Source organism: Mucilaginibacter inviolabilis, from assembly GCF_011089895.1.
GTDB lineage: Bacteria > Bacteroidota > Bacteroidia > Sphingobacteriales > Sphingobacteriaceae > Mucilaginibacter > Mucilaginibacter inviolabilis.
Genome location: NZ_JAANAT010000001.1, coordinates 422,399 through 438,476, shown reverse-complemented (window position 1 = coordinate 438,476; position 16,078 = coordinate 422,399). Strand labels below are relative to the sequence as shown.

Below are 16,078 nucleotides of genomic sequence, written 5' to 3'. Positions count from 1 at the left end.
TTATTTCTGATTAGGGTTGTTAATAGGATAAGTAGCCTGCTCACGTTCAAGTTCGGCAAGGGCAATTTGTACATTGGCCTCCGCATCTGCCATTTGCAGGCGCGCAGTAGTTAATTGATCTTGTGCATCTACCAATTCAAGGTAAAGCAATTGACCAGCTCTGTAGGCCTTTAGCTGGTCGTTATAATATTTACCGGCAAACAATAACTGAGCAGTAATACTTTTATAGGCTGCTTTAGCAGATTGATAATTATTATAGGTTTGATCTAACTGGAGCTGCAAGGATTGCTGGGTCTGATCAAGTTGAGCAATAGTTGAGTTTACGTTGGCTCTTGATTGTTCGGCACGATACTTACGCTGCCCGCCGGTAAAAATATCCCATTGCAGATTTACTCCCCATAAATAATACCGCGTTTTATTATTTACGTTAAAATCAAACCCCTGCGACCCCAAGTCAATAAATGTGTTAACTTTAGGAATAAAGCCAGATTTCTGCAGTTTATAATCAAGCGTATAAACTTGTTGCATGGTACGCAGCTGCTTTATTTCTTCCCGACGGCCGATACCAGCACTAGTATCGGGGGCTGTAATTATATCCGCAACAGTTTCATTTTCGATCAATATAGAATCCTGTAGTGGGCGGTTCAACAGAAAGTTAAAATACGATTTCGCATTTTTCATATTATGCTGCGCCTGTATCAATGCCGCGTTATTTTTTTCCTGTTCTGTTTTTGACCGGAGCAAGGCTGTTCCATTACGGATGCCATTCCGGAGCATACTTTCGTTTTCCCGAATATTCTCTTTTATCAATAATGTAGCGCTATTATAAGTTGCGATGCTTTGCAGCGATTGATAATACCGATAATAAGCTGTCTTAATATCTTTTACCAAGGCCCTTTTATAAACATTTACAGCAGCCTGCTGACTGGTAATAAGTTGTTGCTTGATTAACTTATTATAGCGGATCTCCGCGTTAATCAACGGTAATGAAGTTCGTAATTTGGCATCGTAAAAGTTATTGGGGTTGAGCAGAAATGATTCGTTTTTAAGCTGAGGGAATTTGTTAGAATTGGTTAGTTGATTAAGTGCAGTATAAACCGGATTAACCAAATCTCCAACCGGCACATCTATGGTACGCCCACCTGCCGACCGCGTATAACTCCCAAGCAAACTCACCGTTGGCAAATACATGGCCTGAGCTTCCTTTAAAGCCGACATGGCCTTATCCAGATCAAACTGCTGCTCCTTCAGTCCTTGATTTTGTGCAAAGGCTATGTCCACATAATCATCAAGTTGCTGGTGATGGTTTTGGCCTAACGCACTTATATGACATAAAAACAAAAAAGTAAAAATGGGAATTAATCCCCTTGTGAACAATGTATACATAATGAACTATGTTTAGTTAAAAGACAAAAAAATTTATTTAAAATATTGTTTAAGAACGAATGCCTGACATATTACTTCTACATGGCAAAAGAAATATTCGACGTTTACATAATGAACAGTGTTTATTAATAGACTAAATTTTTTTTATTTTGTTACAGATGCTAAATAATCTTCCATTGTTTTTATCAACATCTGGGGTACCTCCTCCTCGGACTCAACCATAATTTTTAAGCGGCAACGTAGGTGAAGAGATACCAACCCATGTACAGTACTCCATATTTGTAACGTAGCCTGCTGTACGTCATTAATACGGAGCAAATCTTTACTAATACAATTCGTCAGGCATTCGATCAAAAAATTCAGACAGTTTTCTCCATTAACCTTATGAAGCTTTTCGTCAACATTCATTGGGGAACGGATAATGAACATCAGATCATAGAGCTCGGGATTATTTAAGCCAAAATCAATATAAGCCCTACCTATCTGACTAAGCCTTTCGAGTGGATCGGTACTAGTCGCTTCCTTTTGAAACACTTCTAATAAGCGGCCATAAGCATCAGCTTGTACTTCATACAACAGTTCGTCCTTATCTTTAAAATACAAATAAATTGTACCGGGGCTGTACTCTATGGCATCTGCTATACCCCGAATGGAAGTTTTAGCGTAGCCATCCTCCAGGAACATTTTCATGGCAGCAGCTGTGATCAGCTCCCTCATCTCTGTTTTTTCTCGTTCTTTTCTTTCTGTAACTCCCATGAATGATAAAATGCATCGCAAATATAATGAACAATGTTCAGTATACAAATAACACTAGATGGGCTAGTTAAAAGACGTGCAATTTTACTATATTAGGAAGCATTTAAAAGTTGGCGATGATTTAACGTTTTTTATTATCTTAGCCACCCTGACTTGTTCATTTATAACCAATTTCGACTGTCACAAGCAAAAGTAGTTTACTCATTATCAATGACTTTACTATTGGCTTAAAATTTAAATATGTTACCTGGGCAAAGGTATTCAGGGTATAATTAGGGTTGAGGCTGCGCGTGATTATATAATTTGTATTTATTTAAAATAAAATATGGGAAAAGCTTTACCTCAAATTAGAAATGTGATTTATTGGAATGATCTGCATGTAATCCTGTCTCGTGGCTATTAATTTTTTCTGTTAAAATTTTCAAGCTTAGGGCCCCCTCCTTATATGTCAGATTATAACAATTATACTGATGAACTGCTTACCTTTCATTTAAAGAAAGGTGAACAGGCCGCGTTTACCGAAATTTATAACCGGTACTGGAAGCAAATGCTGGCCATTGCGTGGAATCACTGCAAAGATAGCGCTGTAGCTAAAGATATTGTACATGATGTGTTTATTTCACTGTGGGAAAAATGTAACCTTTCTGATATCCGAAATCTACCTGCTTTTCTTGCCGGAGCCATTAAATTAAGTATATACCATTATTATCAGAAAGAGCAACGTCGCAGTGAGTTAGCGCAGCAAAATTTGGACCTTGAAACCTTGGCCTATACGGAAGATAAATTGGATGCCCGCTTCCTGCAGCAATATATCGATAGTATAGTAGAGGAACTTCCGGAAAAATGCCGCCTGGTTTTCCGCTACAGCCGTGAAAACGGTATGAAAAACTCAGAAATAGCTGCTGAGATGCAAATTACAGAAAAAGGGGTCGAAGCCAATCTTACACGCGCCCTTAAAATCATTCGCGGCGGTCTCAAAAAATATGGCGGCCTAATATTGATATCTCTTCAATTATATCGTTCCATCCTTTAAAATTAAGCTATTAAGTAATATTTTAATAAAAGTTAAAATTTATTTTAGTGAGGATATAGGGTAAAACGTTTTTCATGTAACATACCATTATAAAGCGCAATACCAATTGAACCGCCAAACCATTTATAACTTAATACAAAAGCACAAGGAAGGCCGGGCTACTGCTTCAGAAAAGCAGGCTTTGACCAACTGGTACAATAAAGTTTCGAACGAAGCATCTGAATTTCCAGAGGACGAAGGTAGTGTTCGCGAAGAAATACTGACGCGGCTCCTGGGCGAAATCAACTTTTCAAAATCAAAATCTTTTGGATATAAAAGGTGGGCAGTTGCGGCGTCTGTATTAATGATATTATCAGTTGGTACGTTTTTTTTTGTTGGCAAACACAAGCAAAACGTAAATTCAACAATCGCACTTAATCAGCAAATTAAACCTGGCAGTAACAAAGCTTTCCTGGTATTAGCTAATGGAAAAAAAATATTCTTAGCCGACGTTAAAAACGGCAAAATAGCACAGCAAAAAGGAAGTCAGGTAATTAAAACCGCTGATGATCAATTAATATATAGTGCTAATTCAGGTGCGCCTAACGATGGCTCCATACAATACAACACCATAGAAACACCAAAAGGCGGACAATATCAGCTGCTTTTGCCGGATGGAACCCGTGTGTGGCTAAATGCTGCTTCATCCTTAAAATATCCGGTAAGTTTTACTTTATCCAAGGAAAGAAAGGTTGAACTTAGTGGAGAGGCTTACTTTGAAGTAGCGCATAATAAAAACATGCCTTTTAAAGTAGTAACCCATAAACAATTGGTTGAAGTTTTGGGCACCCATTTTAACCTGAATGCCTATCCCGATGAGCTTAGTACCAAAACCACGTTGTTAGAGGGAGCTGTTAAAATTACCGTTGGAGCTAACAATACAACACTAAAACCAGGGCAGGAAGCCGACCTGACAACCACAATCAAAATATCAGAGGTAGATCCTCGTGACGCCATAGATTGGAAGAATGGGTTTTTCAGATTTGATGATGAAGATCTGGAAATAGCTATGCGGCAAATAGCCAGATGGTACGACGTGAAAATTATATATGAGGATGAAAGTGTTAAAAAAGAACCATTATCTGCTGTAACCACCCGTTTTTCAAATATATCCACCTTATTAAAAATGATAGAACAAGCTACTGGTGCCAGGTTTATCATTGAAGGTTCTACTATCAGAGTTACCAAAACAAAACAAACCAAATTATAACTTAATCGATTTAAACCGGGAAGAAAATGGAAGATTCTACTTAACGAAAAAGGAATAGTTTAAAAGCATGATCAGAGACACTCGCGATGTCTCTGATCTTAAAGCTTATTAAACTAAAATGCTATTGGAGATAACAATTTTAACATTAACCAGCCTAAACAAATGTACAAAAATTTTACTACAAACATTTGTACGCATTCGTGCTACACCAAGAAATTCCTTCTTATAATGAAAATAACGAGCCTTATACTCCTGCTGGCATTTATGCAGGTCAGTGCATCGGTCTTTTCACAAAAAATAACTTATAAACAAAATGATGTTACGCTGAAACAGTTGTTCAGTGAAATTAACCGACAAACGGGATACAATGTATTTTGGTCGCCAAAGGGATCACAAAAAACGTATACCCTTGATGTTAATTTCAAGAACACTTCCCTTGATGATGTACTTAAAACAGCTCTTAAAAACTTACAACTTTCCTACATTATTGATGGAAAATCCATCATCATTACTAAAGAGGCGCCAGGTGTGGAAGCTTTTAGCACCAACACATCAATATTAGCTGATATTACTGTAACAGGATCGGTTAAAGATAATAAGGGAGTGCCGTTAACAGGAGTAAGTGTTTCAGTTGTGGGTAATTCCAAGCAAGGTACAGTAACAGATATTAATGGTAAGTTTATTTTAGATGTGAAAGATGGTGCTACAATTAAAATAACCTTTGTAGGCTTTAAATCACAGACATTTCTAGTCACACCTCAAACCAAGCTTTTTACTGTTACACTGGAAGAAGATGTACAACAGGCTGATGAGGTAGTGGTTACAGCTTATGGAAAAAAAGAAAGAAGAGAGGCCATTGTTGGCTCTGTTACCACAGTAAAACCTGGTAATTTAAAAATACCTGCCAGTAACCTTACCAATGCATTGGCAGGCCAGGTAGCCGGGGTTATAGCCTATCAGCCCAGCGGGCAGCCAGGTGTAGATAATTCTACATTCTTTATTCGGGGGGTAACAACCTTCGGTTACCGGCAGAGCCCTTTGATACTGATAGATAACGTTGAGCTAACTGCATCCGATCTGGCCCGTTTAAATGTTGACGATATAGAAAGCTTTTCTATTCTAAAAGACGCCAGTGCCACCGCATTATACGGAGCACGCGGTGGTAACGGCGTTATTCTGGTTAAAACAAAAGAAGGCAAGACAGGTAAATCGCAGATTAATTTCAGGGTTGAAAACGCTTCATCGCAATCTGTCAAAACACTCCAGCTGGCCGATCCAATTACGTACATGAAGCTTTTTAATGAAGCCGTACGTACCCGTTATCCCTTAGATCCGTTACCTTATGACCAGAACAAAATATTAAATACCGAAGCCACTATCAATCACGCACCGGGAAGTAACCAATACGTATATCCGGCAGTTAACTGGCTCGACATGCTATTTAAAAACCGAACCAGTACCCAACGGGGCAATTTAAGTGTACAAGGCGGCGGTGGTGTTGCCCGTTACTATGTTGCCGGTTCATATGATAATGATAACGGTATTTTGAGAACGGACATCCGGAATAATAACAACAACAACGTAAAATTTCAAAATTACCAGATACGTTCCAACGTTAATATTAATATAACCGATAAAACCGAACTTATTGTACGTTTAGCAGGCACCTTTAATGAGTATAATGGCCCTCGCACCAACGATGCTAACTTCCAAACGGATCTTTACAATTTAGTAATGCATACCAGTCCGGTTGATTTTCCGGCTTACTTCCCGCCCGATTCGGCTAATCTTCGGACTAAACATATTTTGTTTGGTAATACGCCGGCCTCAAACGGTGGCTTAGGATCCACTCAATATATCAATCCGTATGCTTCTCTCCTTTCCGGACATCAAAACTTTTCGGAATCAAGGATGCTGGCACAATTGGAATTAAATCAAAGTCTTGAATTTCTTACGTCCGGGTTAAATTTCCATGGTATCTTCAGTACCAACAGATATGCTTACTTCAGGTCGCAGCTTTATTATAATCCCTTTTATTATACTACACAGAATTATGATAAGACAACCAATCAGTATACATTACTCTGGATAAACTCGCAACCGGGGCAGGCGCAGGAATATCTTTCCTATTCCCGCGACCCTTATTCAGATAACCTGCAAACCTTTGTTTATTTCCAGGGTGTACTGGATTATAACAGGTCTATCGGGAAGAACCACAATGTTAGCGCTTCCTTAATAGGCACCCGTCAGCAACAATTGTATTCTAATAATCTCGATCCCCGTACCAACACCTATAGTTTACAATATTCATTACCATACCGTAACTTAACAGTAGCTGGTCGGGCTACCTATTCCTTCAAAAGCAGGTATTTCCTTGAATTTAACTTTGGATATAACGGATCCGAACGGTTTTCGGCAAATCACCGCTTTGGCTTTTTCCCAACAATTGGTGCCTCCTGGATCGTATCTGACGAAAAGTTCTGGGGTGATCTGTACGATGTGTTTGACCGCTTTAAACTACGCGCCAGCTATGGTTTAGTAGGTAACGATCAAATCGGGAGTCAAAGGTTCTTTTATCTATCAGACGTAAATCTTAACGGGGGCAACTCTGCTTCATTTGGAACAAATAATGCTTACTCCCATAATGGTGTTAGGATTAATAGTTATGAGAATGATGATGTAACATGGGAAACATCAAAGCAAACTAACCTTGGCCTTGAATTTACCTTATTTAAAAAGTTTAATGTTATAGCCGAAGTTTACAGAAACGACAAATACAATATTCTACAAGACCGCTCCTCTATACCATCCACCATGGGCCTGGAATCAGGCATATCTGCCAACGTGGGTAAGGTACAATCACAAGGCATCGATATCTCCGTAGATGGTAAACAATCAATTACCAAAGATATATGGTTATCTGCCCGGGGAAACTTCACCTATTCTACCAATAAATATACCCAGTATGAACAACCTGATTACAAAGAGGGATACCGCAATATTATCGGGCAACCGCTTAACCGAGCATATGGCTATATAGCTGAACGTTTATTTGTGGATGATAATGAAGCAAAAAATTCACCTTCACAAATATTTAGCACCGGGGGAACACCTCCGCAGGGTGGCGATATTAAATACCGCGATTTAAATGGTGACGGTAAAATTGATGCTGCCGATCAAACTTTTATCGGATACCCAACAGTACCGCAAATAGTTTATGGTTTTGGTATATCTACAGGGTTTAAAAACTTTGATCTTTCTGCTTTTTTCCAGGGACAAGCAAACGTATCATTTTTTATTGATCCTGCCCGGACAGCACCATTTATCAAAAGCCCGGATTCATATTTTACGGGGAATACAGCATTGCTAAAAGCTTATGCCGACGACCATTGGTCTGAAGATAATCAAAATCTATACGCCTTATATCCAAGACTTGGGCCTAATGGTGCCGTAATAGAAAACAACAGGCAAAACAGTACATGGTGGCTACGCGATGGCAGCTTTATGAGGCTTAAATCACTTGAAATTGGTTATACATTGCCCGCGCGCCTGTCAAAAGCCCTATCTCTAAAAAATGCCCGGATATATTTTAACGGCTTAAACCTGTTTACCTGGAGTCCTTTCAAGTTGTGGGATCCGGAACAAGGGGGTAACGCATTTGCCTATCCTGTTCAAAAGGTGTTCAACGTAGGCTTAAATGTCAACCTTTAATATTAACTGACAATTACTTAAAATATGAAATCATATTACAAATATTTATACATGGCCCTGTTAGCTTTAACTAGCGTGTCATGTAAAAAGTACCTCGATGTTACTCCCGAGAATGTTGGCACGATCGATTATGCCTTCAGGAACCGTAATGAAGCTGAGAATTATTTATTTTCATGTTATTCTACCATACAACAATTAACATATGTTCAAAATGATGCAGGTTTTACCACTTCATCAGAAATCATTTTCCCAAATAACCTTACAGATAATCAAGGTATCGACCCAACCGGCTTTAACTTGATCAGAGGTACGCAGAACAGTGCTAACCCCGGGCTTAATTATTGGGATGGATCAAACGGTGGACAAGCCATCTTTCAAGCGTTAAGGAGATGCAACACCATGCTTGAAAACATTGATAAACCTATTGATCTTGGACCGGACGAAAAGAAAAGGTGGATAGCTGAGGTTAAATTCTTGAAGGCTTATTATCATTTTTACCTCTTCAGGCTATATGGCCCTGTTCCAATTATTGATGTAAACCTTCCGATCAATAGTTCGGCCGAGGCTGTAAAAGTAAAAAGAGCTCCTGTAGATTCTGTAGTGAATTATATAGTCAGGTTGCTTGACCAGGCTGCCCCTGATTTGCCCGCGGTAATACTAAATCAGGCAAAAGAACTTGGCCGAGTAACCACACCTATTGCACTCTCCGTAAAAGCAGAGGTATTGGCAACTGCTGCAAGCCCTTTATTTAATGGTAATCCAGACTATATCAGCGTAAAAAACAAAGATGGACAGGCACTTTTTAGTTCAACTTATGACGCTAAAAAGTGGGATAAAGCTGCTGCTGCCTGCCTTGCAGCAATTAACGTTAGCGAAACAAATGGCGCCAAACTACATACTTTTATAGCGCCGGCAAACATTACCAAACTTTCAGACTCATTAAAAACTGTTTTGGATCTGCAAACCTCCATAACCGAAAAGTGGGATGTTAATACTGAATTAATATGGGCGCTGAATCCAACTTTTCCAGATCAAACTTATTGTGGCCCAAGGCTAACCGCTAAGGCTGCTGCCAATCCTTCATTCCAGGGTACTTTTGCGGTACCTATCTCTGAGCAGGAATTATTTTATACTCATAATGGTGTACCAATTAATGAGGATAAAACCTGGGATTATGCCAATCGCTACAGTGTAAGAACTGGCGATAATGCAAACCGGTTTTATATAGGTAACGGATACGAAACTGTTAAAGCCCATTTTGACCGGGAACCAAGATTTTATGCCGATCTGGGCTTTGATGGAGGGATATGGTTTGGCAATGGCATGGTAAACCAGGAAACCCTGTATTACATTCAGGGACGCGGTAGTGCGGCCCTTTCAGGCCCAACAGATAACGTAAGGCTAAACATTACAGGTTACTGGCCTAAAAAATTGGTTAATTATTTAACCGTTTATGATGATGGCTACACTATTGCCGATTTCCATTTACCACTCATCAGACTGGCTGGCTTGTATCTGCTTTATGCCGAGACATTGAATGAGCAAGGTAAATCTTACGCTGAAGTTGTTCCATGGCTTGACAAGGTACGTCAAAGGGCTGGCTTACCCGGAGTGGTTACCGCCTGGTCAAATTTTTCAACAAATCCGGGCAAGTATGCCTCCCAAAATGGATTACGTGACATTATACACCAGGAAACCCGCATAGAATTAGCTTTTGAATGTGAGCCCGGATGGGATCTGCGGCGCTGGAAAGAGCTGCAAAGTGTATTAAGCAGACCATTGCAGGGCTGGAATATTTTTGAAGCTTCGTCAGCAAATTATTACCGGCCACGAACCCTGGTATCACCAATTTTTAATGTCAGAAACTATTTGTGGCCAATAACAGATAATGACCTGATCATTAATAATAATCTGGTTCAAAATCTGAACTGGTAATATCAAAAAATAGAGCAATCATATAATTGAAAAATTATGAAAAGAATTAAAAACTACTCACTGCTACTTTTTTTACTGGCGGTAGTACTAAGTGTAATTTCATGTAAACGAAATGATGGCGCCCGGGCGCCTATTTCAACCGATAAATCAAAACCAGGAGTAATTACCAATGTTAAGGTTAATAACTATAATGGTGGATCATATATCACCTATCAATTGCCTAACTCTCAAAATATACTTTATGTACTGGCAAAATATCAGATCAGGGATAATGTACCAAGAGAAACAAAATCGTCCTATTACAGTGATACGGTAACTGTTGAAGGTTTTGCCAAAGAACAGGATTATGATGTAACATTATACACTGTAAGCAGGGCTGATGTGTTATCGGATCCCGTTACGGTGAAGGTACACCCTAAAACTCCCCCTTATATATCTATTAAATCAACCACCACCATGACAACCGATTTTGGAGGGGTTAATGTAAAAGCACTTAATCCTCTGAAAAAAGAAATTGGGGTGATTGTTACAGCGTTTAACAAGGCAACAAACACGATGGAAATTCAGGATCAGCATTATACCACGGCAGATACCATTGATTATTCTGTAAGGGGTTACAATACCGACCCAAGAGATTTTGGAGTATATGTTACAGATAAATATGGCAATATTTCAGATACACTCAAAAAGAGCATAACACCTTTATTTGAACAATTGCTTGATAAAAGCAAATTCAGCCCCTATAATTTAGCAAGTGACACAGAGATTGGATATGGATGGGTGCTTCCCAACTTATGGGATGGAAAAACAGACGGCAATTCTGCAGGCTGGCACACTAACCCCGGCCACGTCCCTCCTTTTGTATGTACATTCAATGTAGGGCTTACTTATAAATTAAGTCGTTTCATCATTTGGGAAAGACCGGATCAATATGCCTTTGGGCATGGTAATCCTAAACTCTTTTCATTGTGGGGCTCCAATGTCGCATCACCTCAGGACGCTCAATTACCTGTATCCGCAGCCGTTGGCGCAGTAGTTGGCGACTGGACAAATCTGGGAAATTTCCGTTATCCGAACCCTCCATCTGGTTTACCTCCTGGCGCTACAAATGCAGCTGACAATGCTTTCGTCTTGGCGGGCGTTAATTTCAACATTTCTATTTCGGCTCCTCCTGTTCATTTTATACGTGTGGCCGTAGCTCAAACATGGTCTGGGGGCAATTTCGCGCACATTATGGAGCTATCATTTTACGGACAGCCACAATAGATCAGTCGCTTATTAAAACATAAAAGACATGAAAAAAATTAAATATCATATACTATTCATTTGTTCATTAGTGATTACTCTTTATAGTTGCCAGAAGAATAATCTCGGAAATGATTATAAAAACTACTATACCGGGCACGAAATTGTGTATACAGGCGCGGTGGCAAACGCTGTTGTACAACCCGGTAATTTAGAGATCGGGCTTAAATGGAAAGCAAGTACCGACCCCAGCATTACCAAGTATGTAATCTATTATAACAACAAGGCCGATTCCCAAATCGTAAATATCTCTGGTAAAGCCGATACCATAAAAACAGTTATCAAAGGACTTGCAGAATACACTTATTCTTTTACTATATATTCATACGATGCTAAAGGCAACAAGTCCATTCCATATGAAGTAAATAATGCAAAAGTATATGGCCCTATTTATATATCCACACTGCTTAACAGAGGATATAATGCAACCACCCCTTATTCTGTTAGTAAAAACGGATACGTAACGCTCAATTTTATCCAGCCTGACACCATTAATATAGGTACAACCATAAAATATACCAATAGAGCCGGGCAAAGCGTACAAAAGGTGCTTAGCCCTGATAGTTCTTCGATAACTTTCCCGGATTATAAAGGAGGCACCGACATCACTTATAACTCTTCTTATATACCTGATCGTAACGCTATTGATGTATTTTACTCACCAAAATCAGATGTGTTCCCCAAAATTGACGGTAGTGTACCATGTGATAAATCATTATTCAAAAAGGTAAAACTACCCAATGATATGAATCCATATAATTCAGGCACTGATATTGATCGACTTTGGGATGGCAGCACTAGTCCAAATGGTTTCCCTAACCTGTTTCATAGTGATGGCGCCAACCCCTTACCCCAAACTCTTACATTTGATATGGGTAAAATTTACACCAAACTTACCAAGGTAGAAGAGATAGGTCGTAACTGCTGTCATAATCCGGATGATTTTGAGGTTTGGGGTATTGCTGATATAACAAATGCAGCAACAACTTTAGCCCCCAATGACCCGGGCTGGACCGCCGAAGCTATTTCAAAAGGCTGGAAGCTATTAAAAGAAGTTAAAAGAACCGACGATGGCCAGGCTCCTTTTAAAACCGATCTAGATAATAATCCACCTCCGGTTCGCTATATCCGCATCAGAGTAAAGCATAATGCCGATGGCGAGGGAAGCTATACCAACATTACTCAAATAACCATGTTTTATGATATATTGAATTAAATAAGATTTAACATTATTGATTAAACAGAGCTTTTAATGTACTATGCGTTAAAAGCTCTGTTTGTTATATTAATTGTGACCAACCAATTTTTCTGATAAATATGGAGCACAAACAAACATTTGAATGCCAAATCCTAAAGAAAATCTGCCTGGATTTCAACTAAAAAAATTGAAATTTTCATTTCACATTTTTTACCCTCATATTAGCTTTTGCAATCGATAACAAGCCAAGTATCATAACCTTTTGAGGATATGGTTTCCAATGTCGCAATTGCATACCATATTAATTCAAATTTTATGATCCTAATTATCCTAAACATTATTTTTTGTTTATCGTTTTTGGTATTTGCTTACCTTAATTTAAATGATGTTGATCCCTGGCTTTGGGTACCCATCTACTTAAGTGCTTCTATTAGCTGTGGTCTGGTTGTCTTTGGTAAATATTACCACACCATATGGCTTTTATTGGTAGCTTTTTATTTGATTTATGCTGTAATCTTATTTTTTGCTAAAGATGGTGTACGTGATTGGATAACAAAATATAAGAAACCAAGTTTGGTTGAAAGTATGCAAGCAACCAAACCGTATATTGAGCAAACGCGCGAGTTTTTTGGCTTATTGATCATCTCCGCAGCATTGCTGATCAATTATTTTGCTACATAAATATTTTAACTACCCCATTCATGTACATTTCGTAATATTTCATTACTCACCCATGATTTGATTTTTTATGTCTATTGATGATATAGCAAAAATAGGAGCCTCTATAGCAACTATTATTAAAGATAATGTTTCACCTGATACCTGGATGTGGCTTCAACAATTTAATAAGTTGCCCAATGATTATTCTGCGCTCAATACAGCGTTTATGATCATTCCCAGAAAAACTGGAAAATCGGTTATAAACATAGGTAACTTGCAATCTGATTCATCCACCGTTATAAACCCGTTTAAAAACTGGACTGTTGACAGGCTTTGCCGCGTATGGTTACTTTTGCAATGGGATTCAACGGATAAAGACAAATACCATCAAACCATTGAAAATTTGTTCCTATCAGCAGAAATGAATGAGGCTGTGGCGCTATATTCCGCATTGTCTTTTCTTGCCTATCCTGAGATATGGGTAAAACGATGCGCGGAAGGTATCCGAAGTAATATAGGTTCTGTTTTAGAGGCCATTATGTATGACAATCCCTATCCATCAGTATATCTGGATCAGGCCGCCTGGAATCAACTTATATTAAAGGCCTTTTTTACCGAAAAAAAAGTACCGCTAATTATTGGTTTGGACCAGCGGGCAAATAAAGAACTGGCACTCATCCTTAGTGATTATGCTCGTGAACGATGGGCTGCTGGTCGTAGGGTAAACCCAGTATTATGGAGATTGGTGGCCAAATTCATCGACGAAAAAATTTTCGAAGCCATCAAAATTGGTCTTGCTGGTGGCGATATGGCCGAAAAAGAAGCGATAGCGTTAGCTATTCCAGAGTCTGATTTTGAGCCGGCAAAGCAATGGTTAAGTAAAATTCCTGAATTGAAATCGGTAGTAACTGATAAAGCATTAAATTGGGACAAGGTATCTATAAATTAAAAATATAATTATGTGTTGTAGTCATTCGATAGAAAAAGATAAGGAGGAGAAAAAAACTCTTGAAGCGTTTGATTTAAGTTCGGTAAAAGGGATGAAGTTTTTTGACCCGCATGTGCACATGACCTCCCGCACCACAGATGATTACCAGGCCATGGCCGATGCTGGCGTTGTAGCCCTTATTGAGCCCGCGTTTTGGCTGGGGCAACCACGTACAGGATTAGATAGTTTTAGAGATTATTATAGCAGCCTGATCGGTTGGGAGAGATTTCGTTCCTCTCAGTTTGGCATCAAACATTACTGTACCATTGGCCTCAATTCAAGAGAAGCTAATAATGAACCTTTAGCCGAACAGGTGATGGAACTTTTACCTCTGTTTGTTTACAAGGATGGTGTGGTTGGTATTGGCGAAATTGGCTTTGACGACCAGACCGCCGCCGAAGAAAAATATTACCGGCTACAGCTGGAGCTGGCCAAAGAAGCCGGCTTACCCGTACAAATCCATACGCCACATCGTGATAAAAAGAGAGGCACACAACGCAGTATGGATATTGCGCTGGAACATGGCCTTGATCCACATATGGTGATTGTGGATCATAACAATGAGGAAACCGTTAAAGAGGTACTTGACAGGGGCTTTTGGGCTGCTTTCACCATTTATCCATTCACAAAAATGGGGAATGAACGTATGGTTGATATTGCCACACAATATGGACCGGAGCGTATCATGATCAATTCTGCTGCTGATTGGGGTATCAGTGATCCGCTTGCGGTTCCTAAAACCGCTGCATTGATGAAAATGCGTGGCTTGAGCGATCAGGATATTGAACTCATAACCTATCGCAATGCCATAACCGCATTTGCACAAAGCGGCCAGATCGATGAAGCTGATTTCACAAGTCCGAAAAGTATCGATCAAAGCGGAAAATTTGAGGGCAACACCATTTTACGCGGAGGGCAGCAGCCACGTATCGATAAATCTTCTATCATTATCAGCTAAGTTGAAAAAGTTATTCATTTATTTACGAATGATGAGGCCCGCCAATATCATCACCTCCGTGGCTGATATATTGGCTGGTATTGCTATTGCCGGTGTGTTTACGGGTATAGTTGCAGGTCATTGGCTCGCTATCATATTGCTGTGTTTTTCAACAGCTTGCTTATACGGAGGGGGTATAGTTTTTAACGATGTTTTTGATGCCGATTTAGATCGCATAGAGCGTCCAGAACGAGCCATACCAAGCGGATTAGTCACCTTAACAGAGGCAACGCTACTGGGTTCGATATTGCTTTTAACAGGTATAGTTCTGGCAGCATTGCATAGTTTAACATCCGGGATATTTGCTTCAGCTATCGCTTTTTTTGCTGTATTATATAATAAAGCAGGTAAGCATCACTCCTTTTTTGGCCCTTTAAACATGGGAATCTGCCGGGGTTTGAATCTATTGCTGGGTGTTAGTATCATTCCAGCTATGCTCTACAGCCATTACTGGCTTGCCTGCATCCCGGTTATTTATATATTTTCCATCACCATGACAAGCCGTGGTGAAGTGCATGGCGGGAATCAGAAAAACCTGTATATAGCGGCCATTCTTTATGCTATTGTTATAGGCTCCATTCTGTATTTTTCGTTTGTAAATCAACAGTGGTTATGGTCGCTTATTTTCCTGGTGCCATTTGCATGGATGATATTTAAGCCACTTGGCAAAGCTATACAACAACCTATCGGTAAAAACATTGGCGCTGCGGTTAAAGCCGGCGTTATATCATTGATACTAATGGATGCAGCCTGGGCAGTTACCTTCGGCTCCATTTATCCGGCTTTGGGCATTGCTGCCTTATTGCCGGTATCCATGTGGTTGTCTAAGCTTTTTGCTGTTACCTAGTTTCATGATGTTC

General features: G+C 39.5%; 12 protein-coding genes. 10 read left to right on the top strand and 2 right to left on the bottom strand.

Annotation, left to right across the window (positions count from 1 at the left end; translation table 11 throughout):
• Together G7092_RS01635 and G7092_RS01630 are read right to left on the bottom strand one after the other, a co-directional pair.
• Positions 1-1,386, bottom strand: a complete 1,386-nt coding sequence (locus G7092_RS01635) for a TolC family protein (protein ID WP_166085549.1) — start codon at positions 1,384-1,386, stop codon at positions 1-3.
• 144 nt (positions 1,387-1,530) lie between these two features.
• The gene (locus tag G7092_RS01630) at positions 1,531-2,142 is read right to left on the bottom strand and encodes a TetR/AcrR family transcriptional regulator (RefSeq protein ID WP_166085546.1); all 612 of its coding nucleotides are present in this window, start codon (positions 2,140-2,142) and stop codon (positions 1,531-1,533) included.
• Positions 2,143-2,587: 445 nt separating this feature from the next.
• On the opposite strand from G7092_RS01630, the gene G7092_RS01625 reads away from it, so the two are divergent.
• The 10 genes from G7092_RS01625 (at position 2,588) to eboC (ending at position 16,065) form a co-directional block, all read left to right on the top strand.
• Complete coding sequence (locus G7092_RS01625; RefSeq protein WP_166085544.1) at positions 2,588-3,175, top strand: RNA polymerase sigma-70 factor; 588 nt, start codon at positions 2,588-2,590, stop codon at positions 3,173-3,175.
• 106 nt (positions 3,176-3,281) lie between these two features.
• Positions 3,282-4,424 carry a FecR family protein gene (locus G7092_RS01620; protein WP_166085542.1) on the top strand — a complete coding sequence of 381 codons (1,143 nt, stop codon included), beginning with the start codon at positions 3,282-3,284 and terminating at the stop codon, positions 4,422-4,424.
• Positions 4,425-4,652: 228 nt separating this feature from the next.
• Positions 4,653-8,135 carry a TonB-dependent receptor gene (locus G7092_RS01615; RefSeq protein WP_166085540.1) on the top strand — a complete coding sequence of 1,161 codons (3,483 nt, stop codon included), beginning with the start codon at positions 4,653-4,655 and terminating at the stop codon, positions 8,133-8,135.
• Positions 8,136-8,159: 24 nt separating this feature from the next.
• Positions 8,160-10,070, top strand: a complete 1,911-nt coding sequence (locus G7092_RS01610; RefSeq protein WP_166085538.1) for a RagB/SusD family nutrient uptake outer membrane protein — start codon at positions 8,160-8,162, stop codon at positions 10,068-10,070.
• 36 nt (positions 10,071-10,106) lie between these two features.
• The gene (locus G7092_RS01605; protein ID WP_166085537.1) at positions 10,107-11,336 is read left to right on the top strand and encodes a DUF5000 domain-containing lipoprotein; all 1,230 of its coding nucleotides are present in this window, start codon (positions 10,107-10,109) and stop codon (positions 11,334-11,336) included.
• A 28-nt stretch (positions 11,337-11,364) separates the two neighbouring features.
• Complete coding sequence (locus tag G7092_RS01600) at positions 11,365-12,591, top strand: DUF4998 domain-containing protein (RefSeq protein ID WP_166085535.1); 1,227 nt, start codon at positions 11,365-11,367, stop codon at positions 12,589-12,591.
• Between the two features lie 297 nt (positions 12,592-12,888).
• Positions 12,889-13,254 carry a transmembrane 220 family protein gene (locus G7092_RS01595; RefSeq protein ID WP_166085533.1) on the top strand — a complete coding sequence of 122 codons (366 nt, stop codon included), beginning with the start codon at positions 12,889-12,891 and terminating at the stop codon, positions 13,252-13,254.
• Positions 13,255-13,321: 67 nt separating this feature from the next.
• Positions 13,322-14,182, top strand: coding sequence for an EboA domain-containing protein (locus G7092_RS01590; RefSeq protein WP_166085531.1), 861 nt, complete (start codon positions 13,322-13,324; stop codon positions 14,180-14,182).
• 10 nt (positions 14,183-14,192) lie between these two features.
• On the top strand, positions 14,193-15,179 hold the full coding sequence (locus G7092_RS01585) for a TatD family hydrolase (protein ID WP_166085529.1): 987 nt from the start codon (positions 14,193-14,195) through the stop codon (positions 15,177-15,179).
• Positions 15,180-15,207: 28 nt separating this feature from the next.
• Positions 15,208-16,065 (top strand): UbiA-like protein EboC, encoded by an 858-nt coding sequence (gene eboC / locus G7092_RS01580; RefSeq protein ID WP_202985193.1) that lies wholly within the window; start codon positions 15,208-15,210, stop codon positions 16,063-16,065.
• Positions 16,066-16,078 lie beyond the last annotated feature (13 nt).